This is a genomic window from Janthinobacterium sp. CG3, assembly GCF_000344615.1.
GTDB lineage: Bacteria > Pseudomonadota > Gammaproteobacteria > Burkholderiales > Burkholderiaceae_D > Janthinobacterium.
The window spans coordinates 247457-267656 of record NZ_KB467824.1 but is presented as its reverse complement, the minus strand read 5'-3'; the positions used below and the strand labels follow the sequence as shown (position 1 = coordinate 267656).

At 65.1% G+C, this 20200-nt stretch carries 17 protein-coding genes and 1 pseudogene; 5 read left to right on the top strand and 13 right to left on the bottom strand.

The window, feature by feature from the left end; translation table 11 throughout:
• Nucleotides 1–31 precede the first annotated feature (31 nt).
• Nucleotides 32–478 carry a GNAT family N-acetyltransferase gene (locus JANGC3_RS0101250; RefSeq protein ID WP_017874660.1) on the top strand — a complete coding sequence of 149 codons (447 nt, stop codon included), beginning with the start codon at nt 32–34 and terminating at the stop codon, nt 476–478.
• Between the two features lie 80 nt (nt 479–558).
• On the opposite strand, the gene JANGC3_RS30515 is transcribed toward JANGC3_RS0101250, so the two are convergent.
• From JANGC3_RS30515 to puuE, 5 genes and pseudogenes are all read right to left on the bottom strand, one after another.
• Nucleotides 559–2016: a TonB C-terminal domain-containing protein gene (locus JANGC3_RS30515; RefSeq protein ID WP_017874659.1), complete on the bottom strand. Its 1458-nt coding sequence runs from the start codon at nt 2014–2016 to the stop codon at nt 559–561.
• 364 nt (nt 2017–2380) lie between these two features.
• Nucleotides 2381–2521 (bottom strand): annotated as a pseudogene (locus JANGC3_RS31120) (branched-chain amino acid ABC transporter substrate-binding protein); the annotation flags it as partial.
• Nucleotides 2485–2940 (bottom strand): hypothetical protein, encoded by a 456-nt coding sequence (locus JANGC3_RS28045; protein ID WP_269746261.1) that lies wholly within the window; start codon nt 2938–2940, stop codon nt 2485–2487. The pseudogene JANGC3_RS31120 and the gene JANGC3_RS28045, both read right to left, overlap by 37 nt.
• 358 nt (nt 2941–3298) lie before the next feature.
• Complete coding sequence (gene uraD / locus JANGC3_RS0101230; RefSeq protein WP_017874656.1) at nt 3299–3817, bottom strand: 2-oxo-4-hydroxy-4-carboxy-5-ureidoimidazoline decarboxylase; 519 nt, start codon at nt 3815–3817, stop codon at nt 3299–3301.
• Entirely contained in the window at nt 3814–4761 is a 948-nt protein-coding gene (gene puuE / locus JANGC3_RS0101225; protein ID WP_017874655.1) for an allantoinase PuuE, read from the bottom strand. The genes uraD and puuE overlap by 4 nt, the downstream gene beginning before the upstream one ends.
• A gap of 224 nt (nt 4762–4985) precedes the next feature.
• Between puuE and uraH the strand changes: the two genes are divergently transcribed.
• From uraH to JANGC3_RS0101205, 4 genes are all read left to right on the top strand, one after another.
• Entirely contained in the window at nt 4986–5339 is a 354-nt protein-coding gene (gene uraH / locus JANGC3_RS0101220; RefSeq protein WP_017874654.1) for a hydroxyisourate hydrolase, read from the top strand.
• A 49-nt stretch (nt 5340–5388) separates the two neighbouring features.
• Entirely contained in the window at nt 5389–6687 is a 1299-nt protein-coding gene (locus tag JANGC3_RS0101215) for a urate hydroxylase PuuD (RefSeq protein ID WP_017874653.1), read from the top strand.
• Nucleotides 6688–6831: 144 nt separating this feature from the next.
• Nucleotides 6832–7842 carry a LysR family transcriptional regulator gene (locus JANGC3_RS0101210; protein ID WP_017874652.1) on the top strand — a complete coding sequence of 337 codons (1011 nt, stop codon included), beginning with the start codon at nt 6832–6834 and terminating at the stop codon, nt 7840–7842.
• Between the two features lie 138 nt (nt 7843–7980).
• A complete protein-coding gene (locus JANGC3_RS0101205) occupies nt 7981–8691 on the top strand; it encodes a GntR family transcriptional regulator (protein WP_017874651.1) in 711 nt (236 codons plus the stop codon).
• 25 nt (nt 8692–8716) lie between these two features.
• Here the strand turns inward: JANGC3_RS0101205 and JANGC3_RS0101200 are convergent, their stop codons facing one another.
• The 8 genes from JANGC3_RS0101200 to xdhB all read right to left on the bottom strand — a co-directional run bounded on the left by JANGC3_RS0101200 (nt 8717) and on the right by xdhB (nt 20198).
• Complete coding sequence (locus JANGC3_RS0101200) at nt 8717–9310, bottom strand: hypothetical protein (RefSeq protein WP_157406399.1); 594 nt, start codon at nt 9308–9310, stop codon at nt 8717–8719.
• A gap of 62 nt (nt 9311–9372) precedes the next feature.
• Nucleotides 9373–10860, bottom strand: coding sequence for a family 43 glycosylhydrolase (locus JANGC3_RS0101195; protein WP_081611725.1), 1488 nt, complete (start codon nt 10858–10860; stop codon nt 9373–9375).
• Nucleotides 10861–10939: 79 nt separating this feature from the next.
• Nucleotides 10940–13192 carry a family 43 glycosylhydrolase gene (locus JANGC3_RS31115; RefSeq protein ID WP_081611724.1) on the bottom strand — a complete coding sequence of 751 codons (2253 nt, stop codon included), beginning with the start codon at nt 13190–13192 and terminating at the stop codon, nt 10940–10942.
• A gap of 12 nt (nt 13193–13204) precedes the next feature.
• Complete coding sequence (locus tag JANGC3_RS31110) at nt 13205–13486, bottom strand: AbfB domain-containing protein (protein ID WP_198291974.1); 282 nt, start codon at nt 13484–13486, stop codon at nt 13205–13207.
• Between the two features lie 348 nt (nt 13487–13834).
• On the bottom strand, nt 13835–15208 hold the full coding sequence (locus JANGC3_RS0101180; RefSeq protein ID WP_026132392.1) for an 8-oxoguanine deaminase: 1374 nt from the start codon (nt 15206–15208) through the stop codon (nt 13835–13837).
• Nucleotides 15209–15322: 114 nt separating this feature from the next.
• A complete protein-coding gene (locus JANGC3_RS0101175) occupies nt 15323–16681 on the bottom strand; it encodes a uracil-xanthine permease family protein (RefSeq protein ID WP_017874645.1) in 1359 nt (452 codons plus the stop codon).
• Between the two features lie 618 nt (nt 16682–17299).
• Entirely contained in the window at nt 17300–17773 is a 474-nt protein-coding gene (locus tag JANGC3_RS0101170) for a heme-degrading domain-containing protein (protein ID WP_026132391.1), read from the bottom strand.
• Between the two features lie 76 nt (nt 17774–17849).
• Nucleotides 17850–20198, bottom strand: a complete 2349-nt coding sequence (xdhB, locus tag JANGC3_RS0101165; protein ID WP_017874643.1) for a xanthine dehydrogenase molybdopterin binding subunit — start codon at nt 20196–20198, stop codon at nt 17850–17852.
• Between the last annotated feature and the right edge of the window lie 2 nt (nt 20199–20200).

The following is a 20200-nucleotide window of genomic DNA, read 5'->3' as shown; positions in this document are numbered from 1 at the left end:
GATCAATTACGCCACAACAGGAGCACACTTGATGACTGCAACAACCGTTCGCGCCCTCACCGCCGCCGATTACGCCAGCTGGAAAACGCTGTGGGACGGCTACCTGGTTTTCTACGAAGCCAGCTTGCCCGACGAGACGACGCAAACGACCTTCCGCCGCCTGCTGGACGGCAACGAACCGATGCACGCGGCGCTGGCCGAAGTCGACGGCGTCGCGGTCGGCCTGGTGCATTTCATCGAGCACCGCACCTCTTGGTCCACGGCCAACACCATGTATCTGCAAGACCTGTTCGTGAGCCCGTCGGCACGGCGCCAGCGCGTCGGCGAAGCGCTCATCGAACACGTCTACCGCGAAGCGCGCGAGCTGGGCTGCGCCAAGGTGTACTGGCTAACGCATGAAACCAACCACACCGCGATGACCTTGTACAACCAGATCGGCGAAAAAACCGGGTTCGTCCACTACCGCAAGGTTTTCTAGGACGCGCCGGCGGCAACCCATTTTCGTCGGTCGGATTACGCTGTCGCCGCGGCGGCGGCGCGCTAGATACGAGCGCGGCTTTAACGCCCCTCAAGCGGGCCGGCGTCGACCGGCGCCCGCGGCATCGGCACGACGGCGGCCGCTTCCGGCGCCGGCATGGCGATGGCCGCTTCCGGCACCAGCACGACGCCGGCCGCCTGCGCCAGCTCGCCTGACGGCGCGGGCGCACTGGCGGCGGGCGGCGGCGCGCTTTTGCGCCCGGGCGCGGATGTCCGGCGCACCGCGTCGGGGTCCCTGCCCCACCAGAACTTACCCGACAGGCGGCGCTCGGCCTCGGCCGGGAACGGCTGCGCCGCGCGGATCGCGGCGGCGACCGCGTGGTCGAAGGCGAGGTAGCGCGAAGCCTGCGTTTTGCGCAGGCGGAACAGGGTACCGTCGAGTTTTAAATCCACTTCATACGCGACGACGCCGGTGCCGGGCGCGTTCGCCGGCGGCGCGTAGCGAATCTTGTCCTTGATGCGGCCAAGCAGCTCGCCGCTGAGCGGTACAAACGGCGGCGACGTGTAGCGCGGCGACTGTACCGGACCGTGGCGCGGAAACGCCACGGTCGGCACCGCGCGCGGCGGCAAGGTCGCGTCCAGCGCGCTGACCAGAATGGCAATGGCGACGACCACGTACAGCGCCGGAAACGACGCCCTGGCGCGCTGCGCCGGCACGCCCTCCGTGCCGGTCAGGCGGTACAGCCGCCGATAACACCAGCGCTTCCACGACGGCACCTGCCGCTCCAGCAAGCGCCACCGCGGCAGCGCCGACGTCGGCGCAAGCAGTTGCAGCCAGTGCGGAAAGCGCAACGCCAGGGTTTCCGCGCCGGGCAGGTAGCGCACCAGTTCGGCGTGGCTCGGCGTCGCCTCGCCGCGCAGCCGCGCCAGCACAACGCGCTGCGCCTCGCGCACCGGCTCCGCCTGGAAGTCGAACAGGTATTTTTCATCGATGGCCCGGTTCAGCAAGACGCCGGCGTCGCCCAGCGCCGCCAGCCTGCGGCGGTCGTGCTGCCATCCGAAATCCAAGGTGGCCGCGTTGAACAGGCCCTCGTGGCCCGGCCGCCAGCCGGCGGCCAGCAAGTCGGCGAGCAAGCTTTCAAACAAGGTGCGCGCGTGAATGTTCAACAGGCGCTCGTCGGCCAGGCTGCGCCGCAACTCGGCCTGCCACAAGCCGGCGTCGTCCGGCGTGGCCCAGGCGGCAATCGCGCCGCCGGCGGACAGCAATTGCTCCAGCACGGCGGCAGCGGCTTGCCGCGGATCGAGGCCGGCAAGCCCGGCGCCAAACGGCGGCGGTGGCGGCGCGGCACGGTACTGTTCGACCCACAGCATGGCCGCGTCGTAGGCTTCGCGCAATTGGTGGAATTCGGCAACGGCGTTGTCGTGGCCGATCAGTTTCAGCTCGCGCGCATAGGCGCGCCTGAGCGCGCGCCGGACCGCGCGCGCGTCGATGCCGTCCTCCAAGTGGAGGCGGCGCGGAAAGTCGATCGCGCTCGGCATGGGCGTTTCCCCTATCGGTGCGTGCACACGGAATGCGCCCTCCACTACGGCGTTGGCGCTACCGAAGCGTAGCTGGAATCGCCCCGCTCCTCCCTGCCAAATATCAAACCGGCCGGAGCGGCGGGCGACGAAAGTTCAAGCATCGACACCGCCCCAGCGCCGCGCGCTTCGATGATCAGATCGGCGGGCCGCCGCGGCGAGCACGCAACCAGACAGTGAAAAATAATGAGTGGAAAAAAAACACAAACCCGAGCTGGACGACACCGACCGCACCGTCCTGCGCCTGCTGCAACAAAGTCGTCGAGCCGGCTGCCGGTGCCCGGCTAAGGCTGCCCGGCGGCGCGCCGGGCAATACTGGCGACGCCTATTTTGTGACGGCCAGCAATTGGCGCTTGCCCTGTTTGTAGGTGTACAGCGTCAACGTGCCCTGTTGCATGTCGCCCCTGGCGTCGAAGGCGATGTCGCCGGTCACGCCCTTGCGGTGGATTTTCGCCAGCTCGGGCAGCCGCCCATGTATTCGGCGGCGGCGTGGTGGCCCGGCGGGCGGCACAGCGCGAAGGCGCCGCGCGCGCCGTCGGCCAGCGCCCGCGCGCCGGTCAGCGCCAGGTTGGCGCTGCTGCGCACCGCCTCCCAGGTGCCGCCGGTGATCGGCACGCCGGCGCCCATCGAATAGAAGCCCGGCTTGCCGTCGATGTGCTCGGGTTCGACATCGGCGCGCAAGTCGCGCACCGGCCAGATCAGCGGCAGCGCGTCGTGCCTGCGCCCGACGGCCAGCCAGTCGGCCCAGGCGTTTTCCAGGAAACGAATGTAACGCGGCGTGTGCGCCGGGCTGTACAGGGACGACGCGTAGTCGGCCGGCCCGACCACGGCGCCAAGGCCGACCGCACCGATGCGCGCCAGCACGGTGTCGGCCCGGCGCGGCATTTCGACGCTGGGTTGGAGGACGCCGTCTTTCAGTTCGGTGCCATGGTGGAGGCGGTGCTTGTCGCTATAAATGGTCAGCATGGGTGTTCGCAGCAGAGCTAAAGGGTGCGAACAGTATGCTGCGCGGCGCAAGAAATTACAGTGCCTTATGGACTAGTAAAATTATCCGTTTTGAGTCTGACAGACTCAAAAATACGAAAAAACCGAATGAATCCCTTCAATTCCCCTAAATCCTCTAAATGGAGGATTTTCGTAGTCGGGTTAGCCCACCAGGGCGTAACCCGACTGGCGTCGGCGGCGGCCCGGCGTCGGCTTACACGTTACGCTAATCCGACCGACGAACGCTGAACTGGCGGTATTAGCAGGCCACCGTCGCGGCCAGGCGGAAGCCGCCGATCTTGACGATCTGGTCGATGCACTCGCGCGCCTCGTCGGCGGGCGCGTTCTCCAGGCGCGCGGCGAACAGCGCCAGGATGCTGTGGCGGTCGTGGCCCTTGACGGCGACCACGAAGGGAAAGCCGAACTTCTCGTTGTACCGCCGGTTCAGCGTGTGCAGCCGGTCGTATTCGTCGGCGTTGCACAGGTCCAGCCCGGCGCCCTTTTGCTCGCGGGTCGACTCCTCCGTCAACTCGCCGCGCACCGCCGCCTGCCCCGCCAACTCCGGGTGGGCCTGGATCAGTTTCAGGCGCTCGGCCTCGGTGGCGCTGCGCACCACGCCGGCCATCGTATCGCGCAGCACGCCCAGGTCGGCGAACGGGCGCTGCGCGGCGGCGCGCCGCGCCACCCACGGCGAGTGCTCGTAGATCGCGCCCAGCGCGGCGGTGAATTCGTCGACGCTCATGTTGTTGAGCGCGGCCATGGAGTAGTTTGTCGTCATGCTGGTTTCCGGTGAGGGTGGTGGGTAATCCAGTGCTGGGCGATGTCGACGCGGCGGCAAATCCACACCTTGTCGTGCGCCTGCACGTAGTCGAGGAAGCGCTGCAGCGCGCGGAAGCGGCCGGGCCGCCCCAGCAGCCGGCAGTGCATGCCGACCGACAGCATCTTCGGCGCGTCCTGCCCCCGCGGGTCGCCCTCGGCGTACAGCACGTCGAAGCTGTCCTTCAAATATTGGTAAAAATGCTCGCCGGTGTTGAAGCCCTGCGCGGTGGCGAAGCGCATGTCGTTGCAGTCCAGCGTGTACGGCACCACCAGGTGCGCCTTCGCCGCGCCATGCGGCGTCGCCACCTCGGTCCAGAACGGCAGGTCGTCGCCGTAGTAATCGGAGTCGTAGGCGAAGCCGCCGTGCTCGACGACCAGTTCGCGCGTGTTCGGCGAGTCGCGCCCGGTGTACCAGCCCAACGGCGCGCTGCCGGTCAGGTCGCGCAAAATCTCGACGGCGGCGCGCAGGTGTTCGCGCTCGGTGGCGCGGTCCATGTTCTGGTAGTGGATCCAGCGCCAGCCGTGGCAGGCGATTTCGTGGCCCAACTCGACGAAGGCCGCCGTCAGCTCCGGGTGGCGCTGCAAGGCCATCGCCACGCCGAACACCGTCAACGGCAGGGCGCGCCGCTCGAACTCGCGCAGGATGCGCCAGACCCCGGCGCGCGAGCCGTATTCGTACATCGACTCCATCGACATGTGGCGCGCCTCGTACGCGGCGGCGCCGACGATCTCGGAGAGGAATTGCTCGGAGCCGGCGTCGCCGTGCAGCACGCAGCTTTCGCCGCCCTCCTCGTAGTTAAGGACAAACTGGACCGCGATGCGGGCCTGGCCCGGCCAGCGGGCGTGCGGGACGTCGCGGCCGTAGCCGACCAGGTCGCGCGGATAAATCGGTGAATTCTGCATGGGGTGAAGGTCGCTCGCTGCCGTGTGGTTGAAGGCGGGATTTTCCGCGCCGTCCTGATTGAAACTCTCAATTCCAGGTTGACAAGGATGCCTACGCCGCCTAATATTGTCAACACTTATTGTATACAACTATTGAATATAGGAGCTGTCGGCAACCGGTCTTTCCGGCGCCGCGCGGCTTCCCACTTCGAGGCGTCACGCGCCTCCCTCACCTTGGAGACCATATGGGCCGTTTAACCACCCACGTTCTGGACACTGCGCACGGCAGGCCGGGCAGCGACGTGCAGATTTACCTGCACCGTATCAGCGACAACGTCCGCACGCAGCTGTGCAGCACCAAAACCAACCAGGACGGCCGTTGCGGCGGTCCGCTGCTCGAGGGCGACGCGCTGCAAGTGGGCGTCTACGAGCTGGAGTTCCACATCGGCCCCTACTTCGCCGCCCTCGGCGTCGAGCTGCCGCAGCCGAACTTCCTCGACGTCATTACGCTGCGCTTCGGCGTGGCCGACGCCGGCGCCCACTACCACGTGCCGCTGACCGTCAGCCCGTGGAGCTACTCGACCTACCGCGGCAGCTGACACGCCCGGCGCACCGTTTTTACACAACACATAGAATAGAGAGAGACAAATGGAAGGTTATTTACTGGATTGGGCCAACCTGCTGCTGCGTTGGCTACATGTGATCGTCGCCATCGCGTGGATTGGATCATCGTTTTACTTCGTCTGGCTGGACAACAGCCTGCGCGCGCCGAAAGACGCGGAACTGAAGGAAAAAGGCGTTGGCGGCGAGCTGTGGGCCGTGCACGGCGGCGGCTTCTACAACCCGCAAAAATACCTGGGCGCGCCGCGCGACCTGCCCAACGACCTGCACTGGTTTTACTGGGAGTCGTACAGCACCTGGCTGTCGGGCTTTGCGCTGTTCTCGGTGCTCTACCTGTTCAACCCGAAGGTATTCCTGATCGACCCGAGCGTGGCCGACCTCAGCCCGGCCACCGCCGTCGGCCTGGCGCTGGCCTTCCTGGTCGGCGGCTGGCTGGTGTATGACAGCGCCTGCCGCGTCCTGCGCAAACAGGAAAAACTGCTGGCGGTGCTGGTGGTGCTGCTGGTGGTCGGCGCGGCATACGCGGCCTGCCACCTGTTCTCCGGCCGCGCCGCCTTCCTGATCGTCGGCGCCATGGTCGCCAGCATCATGAGCGCCAACGTGTTCTTCTGGATCATTCCCGGCCAGCGCACCACCGTCGCCTCGATGAAAGCCGGCGAGCCGGTCGACCCGATCCACGGCCAGCGCGCCAAACAGCGCAGCGTGCACAACACCTATTTCACCCTGCCGGTGCTGCTGGCGATGCTGTCGAACCACTACAGCATGACCTACAGCCACAAGTACAACTGGGCGGTGCTGGTGGCGATCATGGTGGCCGGCGTACTGATCCGCCAGTTCTTCATCATGCGCCACAAGGGCGTCAACAACCTGGTGTTCCCGACCGCCGCGATCGCCCTGCTGGTGGCCGTGATCGCCTGGATCGCGCCGCCCGGCGTCGTCGTGCCGGCCGAGCAGCACGCCGCCCCGGCCGCCGCCGTGGCAGCGCCAACCGCCGCCGCCAACGCGTCGAGCGCGGCCGCGACCGAAGCGTCGACCCCGACCGAGGCCGGCGCCGTGGTCGTGGCCGACGCGCCGGCCGGCGGCATCGACGCGGTGCAGCAAGTCATGACGGCGCGCTGCATCCAGTGCCACTCCGCCAAGCCGACCTTGATGCCGACCGCCGCCAAGGGTCTGATGTTCGAGACCGCGGAGCAGACCAAGGCCAGCGCCCAGCTGATCTACCAGCAGGTGGTGCTGCAAAAGGCCATGCCGCTCGGCAACCTGACCAAGATCACGGACCAGGAACGCGACATCATCGCCAAATGGCATGACGCCGGCTCGAAGTAAACGCCCGCGCGCCGCCGGCTGACAGCACACCGGCGGCGCCAAACCGGGGTCGGACCTTCCGGTCCGACCCCGGGCTTACGCCCTTGGTTTTGTTGCAAAGCCTGCGCCACCCCGCCTCACCCATACGGCCCGCCGAAAGCATCCATGCCTATCCTGCCCTCCCCCCAACGCTCTACCGCCCCGCGCCAGAACGACCACCTCGACACCAACCTGCTGCGGGTGCTGCACACGCTGCTGACCGAACGCAGCGTCACGCGCACCGCGCTCAAGCTGGGCAAGTCGCAGCCGGCGGTGAGCAACATGCTGCGCCGCCTGCGCGACATCACCGGCGACCCGATCCTGGTCGGCGGCAAAAGCGGCATGACGCCGACCGAGCGCGGCGAGGAATTGCTGCTGCTGGCCAAACAGGGCCTGGGCGTGATGGAAAGCATCGCCAACCCGGCGCCCGACTTCACGCCGGCGCTGACCCAGCGCGTGTTCCACCTGGGCGCGCCGGACTACCTGAGCGTGCTGCTGATCCCGCTGATCATGGAAACGGTGCGCGCGCGCGCGCCGCACGCCGGCCTGGTGATCCACTCGCTCAACGCCGGCTTCGACTACTCGTCGGCGCTGGAAAGCGGCGAACTCGACATCGTCATCGGCAACTGGCCCGAGCAGCCGCAGCACCTGCACCTGGCGCACCTGTTCGAGGACGAACTGGTGTGCATGCTCAACAGCGAGCACCCGGTCGTCAAGAAGGGCCTGTCGCTGAAGTACTACCTGGACATGGCGCACCTGGCGCCGACGCCCTACATGATGGGCCACCGCAGCATCATCGACAGCGCGCTGGCCGAGCAAGGCATGAAGCGGCAGATCAAGATGACCATTCCCTACTTCGGCATGGTGCCCTACGTGCTGGCGAAAACCGACCTGATCTTCACCACCAGCCACTGCTTCGCCATGCACTTCGGCCGCCAGTGGCCGATCGCGGTGCTGCCGATGCCCATGCCGATGCCGAAAATGCGCTTTTTCATGCTGTGGCACGAACGCTCGCACAGCGCGCCCGAGGTGCAGTGGTTGCGCAAGCTGGTGGCCGACGCCTCGCGCGAAGTGATGGGCAAGAACCCGTATGAGGTGCTGGGCGGCACGGCCAACGATGTAACGGTGCCACGCTAAGCGGCGCGCCGGGCGGCGGCATAGTAAATATATGGTTGCCCATGTATCATGACGACATCGTTTCCGGGTTCCGCGCCGGCTGGGAAACAGCAGTCAGCCGAGGCAGCCCATCCATCAAAGGTTTATCGTCCTATTTCTATGGCCAACATCAACGCAGCAAGCGAAGAAAAGCAGAGCACAGGCGACAGTTCGAACGAGATCGCCCACGACATCGCCGAGGCCATCGCGGCGCGCAAGCTGCCGCCCGGCACCAAGCTGCGCGAAGAGGCGCTGTGCCGCTTGTACTCGGTCAGCCGGACCAAGATCCGCGCGGCGTTGCTGATCCTGTCGAAAGACAAGCTGATCAACATCATCCCCGACAAGGGCGCCTTCGTCAGCCAGCCCAGCGAAACCGAGTCGCGCGACATCTTCGCCGCGCGGCGCATTATTGAAACGGCGCTGGCGCGCGAATTCGTCGCCAAGGCCAAGCCGGCCGACTACAAGATGCTGGAACGGCACCTGAAGGCCGAACGCAATGCGCTCTCCAGCGACAGCACGAAAGTGCGTTCGCAGCTGCTGGGCGACTTCCACGTGCTGCTGGCCGACGTCGTCGGCAACCAAGTGCTAAAGGAAATCGTACGCGAACTGGTCGGACGCAGCTCGCTGATCACCATGCTGTACCAGTCGGACCGCGACGCGGTCTGCTCGTCCGACGAGCACACCGACTTCCTCGAAGCGGCCAAGGCCGGCGACGCCGACAAGGCGGCGCACCTGATGCTGCACCACCTGAGCCACGTCGAGGCGGCGCTGCAGTTCGACGGCCGCGCCAGCGAAGGCAAAAAAGACCTGGTGTCGGCGCTGCTGATGTAAGGACGGCGCCGGCCCGGCCGGCGCGCTAGTTCGCGAAGCGCGGTCCAGCCGCGGCGCTTCCGGGACGGGCAATCCGCTTCTCGGATTCGACACCGCCGCTGGCGGCGATGCGTAACAAGACCGCCTCGGCGCGTTCAATCTCATCGAGATACTCGCCGCTTGCCGTCCTTGTGCCTAGCTGGCGCCGCACCACGTCGGACAATGCCATCCTCGCCTCCGCGTCGCCCTGCTCGACCAGCGCTTCGAGCTGCCTGACAAGGCTTGCCGCGCCAGCATTCAACTTGACGCACGCCGGCGTTAAATTGTTTATTTGCTGAGGTCCCTGGCAAGACGGCAGCTGGTTCACTTTGGCGTGCAACTCCCTGGCGTCGCCGTTTTCCGCCACCAGCGCCGGCGCGGCGTCGGCGATGCAGTTGGCTTTGTCGCGCGCAAACGGGCTTGCATGTATAACTGCGGCGCAGCCGGCCTGGCCGCCGTCCCCGAACTTGACCGTTTGCGCCATGGCGGCTGGCGCCGCAGCGACGCTTGAGGGCGCACTGGTTTCACCGAAGGTGTAATAGCCCAGCACCACCGCGGCGATCGCCGCCACTCCGACCCACCCGCATTTAATCATAGACATCCCAACCCTCCCGGCTGATACGCGGCTTGTCTTCGCCGAAAGACAAGCCGCGCCATACTGTTTTAATTCGCGCGTTCAAGCAACCAACGCTGGGGAGCCAGGCCGTTGCCGGTCCATTGCTGGATCACGCCACCATCGGCGGTGCTGCCGTCCTTGTTATCCAGCATCAGCCCGCTATGGCGGTTTTTGACGGAAAAATACTGCGACGTGGTTGGTAGCAACTGCCATTGCTGGTTGCTGGCGCCGATGGCTGGATAGGATTTGACGGGCACGCCCGGCGCGGTGCCGAAGTTATAGACATCGGCGACATTGCCGTTGAAGCTAGACGTGAACTGTACGAATCCACTTCCGGCCGGGTCGAGCGTCCAGAGTTGATCCGAATTGTTCAAATTGGCCCACTGCCAGATCGCCGCGCCGTTCGCCGGGTTGGCCAAACGGTCGATACTCATGACCTTGCCGCTGGCCTCGTTACGCAGGCGATAAAGAATCGTCGCGTTGCCTTCCCCGGCGGGACGCGCGACCGGCGTACCGGGCACGCTCGGCGCGCCGATTACCGGCGTGTCGCCATTCCAGGTGATCTTTTGAATCCGCGTGGTGCGCGACAAGCCGCATCCCTGCCCCGTCGCCGGGTTGGCGTGGTAGACGACCCAGTCCTCGGCGCCGTCCGGCGACTTCACAAAACTGTTGTGGCCGGGACCGAACGCCCCGGCGCCCTTTTCCAGAATCGGCGTGGCGGACTTAGTCCAGTTGGACGCCAGCGTCAGGTCGGCGCCGAGGTTGGCGCTCAGCATGCCCAGCTTGTAGTCATCGGTATTGCAGTAGCTGGCGGAAAAACTCATCAGCACCTTGCCGCCGTGGAGGAGGAATTGCGGCCCCTCGTTGACGGGGGCGCCGGAGGTTTCCCAGCCATAGGTCGGCGTGCTAACCACCGTACCGGCGCCGATGAGCGAGGTCGGGCTGCCCATCTTGGCAATACGGATCACTTGCGGCGCGGCGTCGTTCGCCCCGCCCATGCCGGACCAGGCCATGTACAGCTGGCCGTTAATGTTCATTACCGTCTGGTCGATCGCCCATTTGTCGTTGGCGTCGGCCACCTTGACCGGCGCGCTCCAGGTGCCGGTGGTGGGATCGGCGCTGGCGTTGGAAATAACCCAGATCCGGTGGTTCACATGGTTGTTGTCGCCTGCGGAAAAATACAGATACCACTTGCCGTTAATGAAGTTCAGCTCGGGCGCCCAGATCCACTGCGTATTACAGTTTATGCCATAGCAAGGGCCGGCCGGCGGCGTCCAGGCCGTGACCCGCTTGCCGGCGCCGATACCGCTCAGCGACGACGCCTTGGTGATCTCCAATTTGTCCCACGAGGTAAAGACATAATAATAAGCGCCATCGGTGTGGCGCATCACGAAGGGGTCGGCCGACGACGCGCCCGCCGGTCCGACGGGATTGATGAAGGTGCTCGACGCGGCCTGTGCCAGCGGCGCTATCGGGAACAGGCAAGCGAGCGCCGACAACGCCAGAAAACCTTTGCGAACAACAGAAACAGCCATGGTTACGTCTCCTTTATGCTGGGCCGCCTGCGTGACGCACGGCCCTATTTAACAAACTGTCCGATGTGACTTTTAGCGCTTAAGGCGCCTGTTCCAACACCCATTTCTGCGCATCCAAGCCGTTATCCGGCCACTGCCGCACATTCGTGCCGTTGGCCGGCAGCGCCGACTCCAGGTCCAGCGCCTTGCCGCTGTGGCGGGCGATCAACTTGTAGCTGCCGTCGCCGACATACACGGGTTTCCATTGCTGGTTCGCCGCTCCGGTGTAGGTGGCAATGTCGACGTTGGCGCCGTCGGCCGTCGTGTTGCCGGCCACCTGAAGCGCCTTGGCGCCGGCCTGGTTCACCAGTTCCCAGTAGCCATTGCCTACGTCGTAGGCAAACCAGCGCTGTGCGGTATTGCCCAGGTCCTCCCACTGCTGGACGTTGTTGCCGTCGGTCGTACCGAAGTCGGCGTTGTCGAGCACCTTGCCGCTGCTGCGGTTGGTCAGGCGGTACTTGGTGTTGTGGCGAACCGTCGCCCGCAGTTCGATCCGGTCCAGTTCGGCAAAGCCGATTCCCTTGGCCACGCGCACCGTGTTGTTGCCGGCGTTGAGCGGCACGTCGACCGAGGTGGTGCGGTAGCTGGCCCAGGTGTCGCCGGCGTAATACGGATAATTCAGCGTGTAGGCTGTCGCGCCGCCGTTCAGCGTGACCGCATGGGTGCTGTTGGCCGCCGAACCGTTGTCGTAGCGCGCCGCTAGCGTGTAGGTGCCGGCCGTGGGAACGTTGACGTTGAACTGTACATAGCTGCCGGCGAGGTTGAGGTTGCCAACCTTCGCCCCGTTCGACGCCGACGCCTCGTTCACCGCGCCGCCGTTGACGATGCTTGCCGCCTCGGCTTCATAGCGGATCGGATCGACCTGGACGTAATCGACTTCGGCGACGCCGGCGTTAAAACTCAGCGTGAGCGCGTTGGCGCCGGCGTTCAGGTTGACATGGGCCACCGCCGTGGCAAAGCTGCCCCAGCCGGCGCTGGCCGGATAGTTGACGACGCTGGCGGCGCCGCCGTTGACGCTGAGCTTGTGCGAGGCCGCCGCGCCGGCGCCGGTGGCGTAACGCATCGACACGGCATAGGCGCCGGCCACCGGCACGTTCACGTTGTCGAAGCGCACATAGCTGTTGGCGTCGTTGAGGTTGCCGACATCCTTGCCCCGCGACGCATTCGCGTACGACATCACAGTGGCCTGGCCGCCGAGTGCCGCATACTCGGCTTCGAAGCGGTTGTCGCCCGAGGGCGGCGGCAGGACGGTGCCGGCCGAGACCGGCTTGCCGAGGTTGGGCGAACCGTCGGTGTTCCAACCGATTTTCTGCATGCGCATGCTGCGCTGGTCGCCGAAACAGGTATTCACCGTGGCGTCGGAATAGGCGTGGTAAATGATGTAGTCTTCGCTACCGTCCGGCGACTGCGCGAAGGCGTTGTGGCCGGGGCCGTAGGCGTTCGCCGTCGGATTGGACTGGAACACCGGCGTCGCCGACTTGGACCAGGAGGCGGCCGACAGCAAGTTACTGGTATCGGCGGCGCTCAGCATGCCCATCACGTAGCGCGGGTCGCACGAGCTGGCGGAATAGGCAATGAAGATCTTGCCGTTGCGCTTGATGACCTCCGGGGCTTCGTTGACCCACGGCCCTTGCTGCTCCCAGCTCAACACCGGCTTGGTCAGCATGACCTGGGTGCCGGTGTCGACGTGCAGCGGGTCGGTCATGCGGGCGATATACAAGTTCGAGTTGCCGGCGATGTTGGGGTCTTTTTGCGCAAACACCAGGTATTGCAGGTTGTTGTGCATGAAGCTGGTCGCATCGAGCGTAAAACTGTCCCACGCGGTGTGAATGCGCCCGGCCTCGGTCCAGGCGCCGGCGCTCGGGTCGGCGGAACTGTTTTCCAGCGCATACAAGCGCACGTTAAAGGCGTTGCCCGATTCGCCCGCCGTGAAATACACGTACCACTTGTTGTTGATGAAATGGATTTCCGGCGCCCAGATATTGGCGCCCATGATGCCACTGGCGTGCTTGTTCCAGATCACCACCGGCGCGGCGCTACCGACGCCGCTCAGCGTGCGCGACTTGCGCAATTCGAGCCGGTCGAATTCCGGCACCGTCGACATGTAATAGTAATAGCCGTCGGTGTGTTTGTAGACCCAAGGGTCGGCGCGGTGCAGCAGGTTGGCATTGCGAAAGCCCAGGGCATTGGCCGGCCCCTGAATTTCGGCCTGAACGCCCGCAAACGCGCCCCACAACAAAGTGACGGGCAAAAGAAGGGCCACCGCCCGCCGGGCGAGTGTAAAAATTGTCATGGAAAGTCTCCGTTATGGGTGGATATGCCGGGCCATGCACAGCGCCTGGTTTGCATGGCGGATGTACCAGTTCGGAAAGTCATACAACTTGTACGAACTCCACGCCCCGTCGGCCAGGCCAGCCACTTTGTGGAAGGTGGCGTCCGCCTTGAATCCGCTGGTGGCGTCGTTTTTGTTCAGCACTAGGTTGAAGTTGGAATGGCGCAGGGGCCGACGCGCCCAACTTGAATTGGCGACACATGCGGATATGGATGCGCATACCCAAAGCAGAACTTTTGCTACCGCTTGCCTCATCTTCGTCTCCATGCTTAATGAACAGTCAAATTCATTATTTATTATTAGTATGAATTATTGCCGCGCACCATTAAGTAATGATGGGAAGTGATGGATTCTTTTTCAAGCTAACTTGACCCGTCCCCACAAGATCTCAATGGTGGACGATGCTAACTTTTACAAGAAAATATGGCCAATCAATTATTTGGCCAGGCCGATGCCTATTTGCATATCGGTTTCGGCGTGCGCGCGCTGAAAACAAAAAAAACCGGCGGCGTGAAGCCGGGGCCGGACCCTTGGGGGTCGACCCGGACTTACGCATCCGGTTTTTTTTTTGCGGCGGCAGTCTTGAGCGAACGCCGCGCCGTGTTAGCTGGGTTTGACGCCGGCGGCCAGCGCCAGTTCGCGCGCCAGTTCGTTGTGGCGCTCGATGACGAGCGGCAGGTCGACGGTGCCCAGCACGCCGTCGCGCACCACCACTTTGCCGTTGATGATGCTGTACGAGACGTTCGACGGCGTGCAGAACACCAGCGCCGCCACCGGGTCGTGCAGCGCGCCGGCGAAGCCGATCTGGTCCAGTTTGAACATGACGATGTCGGCCGCCATGCCCGGCTTGAGCGCGCCGATGTCGTCGCGGTTGAGCACCTTGGCGCCGCCCAGCGTGGCCACTTCCAGCGCCTGGCGCGCCGTCATCGCGTCCGGCCCGAAGCCGACCCGCTGCAGCAGCATCGCCTGGCGCACTTCGCCGAGCATATGGCCGGAGTCGTTCGAGGCGCAGCCGTCCACCCCCAAGCCGACCGACACGCCCAGGTCGAGCATCTTGCGGATCGGCGCGATGCCGGAGGCCAGCCGCATGTTCGAGCACGGGCAGTGGGCGATGCCGGTGCCGGTGCGGCCGAACATGTAGATGCCGTCGTCGTCGAGCTGGACGCAGTGGGCGTGCCAGACGTCGTGGCCGACCCAGCCGCAGTCCTCGGCGTATTCGGCCGGCGTCATCTTGAATTTTTCGCGGCTGTAGGCGATGTCGTTGGCGTTCTCCGCCAAGTGCGTGTGCAGCGACACGCCGAAGCTGCGCGCCATCGCCGCCGACTCCTTCATCAAGTCGCGCGAGACCGAAAACGGCGAGCACGGCGCCACCACGATGCGCTGCATGGCGTAGCGGCCGGCGTCGTGGTAGGTCTCGATCAGGCGCTGGGTGTCGCGTAAGATCGCGCCCTCCTCCTCGACCACGCAGTCCGGCGGCAGGCCGCCCTTCGACTGGCCCACGCTCATCGAGCCGCGCGCCGCGTGGAAGCGCATGCCGATCTGCCGCGCCGCCGCGATACTGTCGTCCAGCGTGCAGTCGTTCGGGTAAATGTACAGGTGGTCGCTGCTGGTGGTGCAGCCCGACAGGATCAGCTCCGACATCGCGGTCAGGCTGGAAACGCGCACCATGTCGGCGCTGAGGTTGGCCCAGATCGGATACAGGTTGCTCAGCCAATTGAACAATTCGCCGTTTTGCGCCGTTGGAATCACCCGCGTCAGGCTCTGGTACATATGGTGGTGGGTGTTGATCAGGCCCGGCATGACGACGTGGTTGCGCGCGTCGATGACCTCGTCGGCCTCTCGCGGCAGGTCGGCGGAGGCGCCCACCTGCGCGATCACGTTGCCTTGGATGAAGACGGCGCCGTCGACGATTTCGCGGCGCTCGTCGTCCATGGTGACAAGCACGCGCGCGTTTTTGATCAAGAGAGTTTTAGTCATTTTTGTGTAGATGGTAAAGAATGAAAAAACACTGCGGAAACAATGCACGCGCACTGCGGAAACAATGTGAAAAAAACCGCGGCGGGAAAGATCCGCGCCGCGGTTGCCGCTAGTTTACACCGTCTCCAGCTCCTTGGTCACAAACGCTTGCGGCGGCGCGTCCTCGTCCTCTTCGACGGCTTCGACCGGACGCTCCGGCAGCACCAGGTTCAAGGCAATGGCGACCAGGGCGCCGACGGTAATGCCGGAACCGAAGATCTCCTTGACGAAGGCCGGCAGTTGGCCCAGCAGTTCAGGGCGCACCGACACGGCCAGGCCGCAACCGATCGAGACGGCGATGATGATGCCGTTGCGCTTGTTGTGCTCTACGTTGCTGAGCAACTGGATACCGGCCGAAATGATCATCGCGAACATCATCAAGCCGGCGCCGCCGATGACAGGCTTCGGAATCGTCACGACCACCGCGCCCAGCACCGGGAACAGGCCGGCCAAGAACAGCATGACGCCGGTCAGGGCGACGACATGGCGGCTGGCCACGCCGGTCAGCGAAATGATGCCGACGTTTTGCGCGAAGGTCGACACCGGAGGGCTCGACATCACGGCGGTGAAGGCGGAACCGACGCCGTCGCACAGGATGCCGCGGGCCAGACTGCTGCCGCGGATCTTGGTGTTGGTGGCCGCGCCCAGCGCCATGAAGGCGCCGGTGGTTTCCACCATCGTCACCAGGAAGGCGATGCCCATGGCGACAATGCCGCCGACGGGAAAGCTCATGCCGTAGGCCAGCGGCTGCGGTACCGCGAAGATCTGCGCACTGTGCACCGGTGCGAAATTGACCAGGCCCATGGCCAGGCAGACGGCGTAGCCGATCGACATGCCGATCACCACGGCGGCGGCGGAAATGATGCCCTTGCCGAATTGCACCAGCGCGATCACCGTCACGAGGACGAACAGCGCCACGCCCAGGCTGGCGGGGGAGCCGTAGCCGATGCTGCCGCGCGGCACGCCGCCGGCCGCCCAGTCGATCGCCACCGGCGTCAACGACAGGCCGATCATCGTCACGACGACGCCGGTGACGGCGTGCGGGAACAGTTTGCGGATCACCGGCATGAAGCGGCTACCGATGATCATGACCAGCGAGCCGGCCAGCGACGATCCCATAATACCCGGCACGCCGTGTTCGATGCCGACGCTGATGGCCGCGCCGACGAAGGCGAAGCTGGTACCCATCACGCACGGCAGGCGGATGCCGACCGGGCCGACGCCTTTGCACTGCAGGAAGGTGACCACGCCCGAGCCGAGCAGCGCGGCGTTGATCAGGGCGATGATTTGATCGGCCGGCAGTTTGAGGGCGGCGCCCACGACCAGCGGCACGGCGATGATGCCACCGAGGGCGGCCAGCATGTGCTGGGCGGCCAACAGGAGGGAGGTCAGCAGTGGAGGACGATCCTCGACCTGGAACAGCAAGTTATTCATGTTAATTGTCTCCATCTTTTATTGTATTTAGGCGGCGCTTACTACTGAACTACTCGCTCGGCTTGCCCAGGCCGCGCGCAAATCGGGATGGTGTTAAGACTGCGCGGCAAGGATTGCTTGTCGTCGTTGTGCATGGGCGCGCGCGGTGGATGGCCGCACGGTGTCACGCTGCAGAGCGGTAAGAAGGGATGATGGATAGTGCGGAGGCGGCGCCTCGCGGACGTGGTCCGGCGCGGGGCGCGAAGCAGGCGTTGCAGGCACGGCGATGGCTAGCATGGGACGCATATAGTCTCTCTCCAAGTGAGTGTGAGCACTGCTGCGTCGCTTCTGGCGTCGACGTCGTTAGTATTGCCGAACCGGAAAAACTCGGTTCCAACACAAACGATGATGCCCATTCAGCAATGGATTGTCAACCGATTTTGTATACAGCATTTGCGTATTAAAAGTATGGAATGCGCGCCGCGGCGGCGGCGGGGAGAGGTGCCGGCTCAACGGCGCTTGCGCGCGCAAACCACGGGCGTAATCCTGGGGGCGGACTTGGAGGTCGTACCCCGGCTCATTGCCTGTGGTTTTTTGGACGTATCGGCCCGCCAATTTAACGGCATTTGCGGCGCCGGGTCAGCGGAAAAGAAAGCCCGCCAGCACCGTCGTGACGATCTCGTGGTCCTCGGCCTGCGGCAGGCCGGAGATGCTGATGGTGCCGACCATGCCGGTTCCCCTGAGTAGCAAGGGGAAGGCGCCGCCGTGGGCGGCGTAGTGCAAGGGGTCGAGACCGGTGTGGGCGCTGAAGCTCAGGCCCCGGCTCAGATAGTAGTTGCCCATGTAGAAGGAGCTGTGGGCGAAGCGCTGGACCACGTTGTTCTTGCGGCGTATCCAGTCCGCGTTGTCCGGCGTCGTCCCGTCCATCGCGTGCTGGAACAACTGCTGGCCGTTGCGGCTAATATCAACCGCAACGGCTTGTCCCCTGCCCCGTACCGCCGCAACCAGGCGCGTGCCGATGTCCAGCGCGCTGTCGTTGCTGAAGCTGTCGAACTGCAATCTTTCCTCGTGTTCCAGCAAGCTTGCCAGCAGCTTGTCGTAGTCCATGCCCATTCACTTCTCCGATTCGCCGCCCAAAAGGGCATTGTACCGAATAGACAAAACCGGCGAAGCCCGCTGGCCCGGGTGCTTAGCGTGGATGCGTCAGCGCGCGCACGGCCTTGAGGATCGCCTCGCTGGTGGCGGGCGCCTGCAGCGGCGGGTTGACCTTGCCGCCGGCGACGCTGGCGACCGCGTCGCGGATGGCGAAGAACACCGAGAACGGCAGCAGCAGCGGCGGCTCGCCCACCGCCTTCGAGCGGTGGATGCTGTCGGCGACGTTGCGGTTTTTGAACAGCTTGACGCGGAAGTCCTCCGGGCAGTCCGAAATGGCCGGGATCTTGTAGGTCGACGGCGCGTGCGTCATCAGCTTGCCGGCCTTGTTCCACCACAGTTCCTCGGTGGTCAGCCAGCCCATGCCCTGGATGAACGCGCCCTCGACCTGGCCGACGTCGATGGCCGGGTTGAGCGAGTTGCCGGCGTCGTACAGCGCGTCGGCGCGCAGCAGGCGCCATTCGCCCGTCAGCGTGTCGACGATGACCTCGGACACCGCCGCGCCGTAGGCGAAGTAGGAGAACGGGTTGCCGGTCATGGTGTCGCGGTCCCAGTGCAGGTTCGGCGTGGCGTAGAAGCCGTCGGACCACAGTTGCACCCGCGCCAGGTAGGCTTTCCCGACCAGGTCGGCGAAGGTCACGGTGACGCCGTTGACCTCGACGCGCTGGTCTGTGAAGACCACGTCGCCGGCCGCGCCGCCGTAGGTGGTGGCGGCGAACGCCGCCAGGCGCTCGCGGATTTGCCGCGCCGCGTCCTGCGCCGCCTTGCCGTTCAAGTCGGCGCCGGTGGACGCCGCCGTGGCCGAGGTGTTGGCGACCTTGCTGGTGTCGGTGGCGGTGACGCGCACCGAATGCAGCGCCACGCCCAGTTCGTGCGCGACCACCTGCATCACCTTGGTGTTGATGCCCTGCCCCATTTCGGTGCCGCCGTGGTTGACCAGCACCGAGCCGTCGACGTAGACGTGGACCAGCGCGCCGGCCTGGTTCAAATGGGTGACGTTGAAGGCGATGCCGAATTTGTGCGGCGTCAGCGCCAGGCCCTTCTTCAGCACCGGGCTGGTGGCGTTGAAGGCCTCGACGGCCTCGCGGCGGGCGCGGTATTGGCTGCTCTCCTCCAGCTCGGCGACCAGTTCGTGGATGACGTTGTCGACCACTTTCTGGCCGTATTGCGTCACGTTGCGGCCCTCGGCGTCGTTGCGGCCGTAGAAATTCACCTTGCGGATGTCGAGCGCGTCGCGGCCCAGCGTACGGGCGATTTCATCGACGATGTATTCGATGGCGATGGCGCCCTGCGGCCCGCCGAAGCCGCGGAAGGCGGTGTTCGACTGGGTATTGGTCTTGCCGCACATGGCCTTGATATCGACGTCGGACAGGTAGTAGGTGTTGTCGAAGTGGCAGACGGCGCGCGTCGCCACCGGGCCGGACAGGTCGGCCGAGAAGCCGGCGCGCGACACCATTTCCACTTTCGCGCCCAGGATCAGGCCGTTGTCGTCGTAGCCGACCTCGTAGTCGTAGTGGAATTCGTGGCGCTTGCCGGTGACCATCATGTCGTCGTCGCGGTCGGCGCGCAGCTTGACCGGGCGCTTCAGCGCCGCCGCGGCGATGGACGCGCAAGCGGCCCACAGGCCGGACTGCGACTCCTTGCCGCCGAAGCCGCCGCCCATGCGCCGGCATTCGACCTGCACCTTGTGCGAATGCACGCCCAGCGTGTGCGCGACGATGTGCTGCATCTCGCTCGGGTGCTGGGTCGAGCACAGCACGTGCATGCCCTGGTCCTCTTTCGGAATGGCGTAGGAGATCTGCCCTTCCAGGTAAAACTGCTCCTGGCCGCCGACGTTCAGCTGGCCGGCGAGCTTGTGCGGCGCGGCGTCGAGGGCGGAGCGGGCGTCGCCGCGTTTCAGCGACATCGGCGGCAGCACGAAGGACTGCGCCGCCTTCGCCTCCAACGGCGTCAGTATGGCCGGCAATTCCTCGTACACCACCTCGACCTTGCGCACCGCGCGGCGGGCCTGGTCGTGCGAGGCGGCGACGACGATGAACATCGGCTGGCCGACGTACTCGACCAGGCCGTCGGCCAGGATCGGGTCGTCGTGGATGATCGGGCCGCACTCGTTGGCGCCGGGGATGTCGGCGGCGGTGTAGACCGCGACCACGCCGGAAGCGGCCAGCACGGCGTCGAAATGCATCGAGACGATGCGCGCGTGCGCCTTTTGCGACAGGCCCAGCGCCGCGTGCAGCGTGCCTTGCAGTTCGGGCACGTCGTCGGTGTAGGTGGCCTCGCCCAGCACGTGCAGCACGGCCGACTCGTGCGGGTGCGACTTGCCCACTTCGGTCCAGTTGATCGGCGCCGTCGGCGTCAGCAGGAAAGCTTCGGTTTGTTTGTTCATAT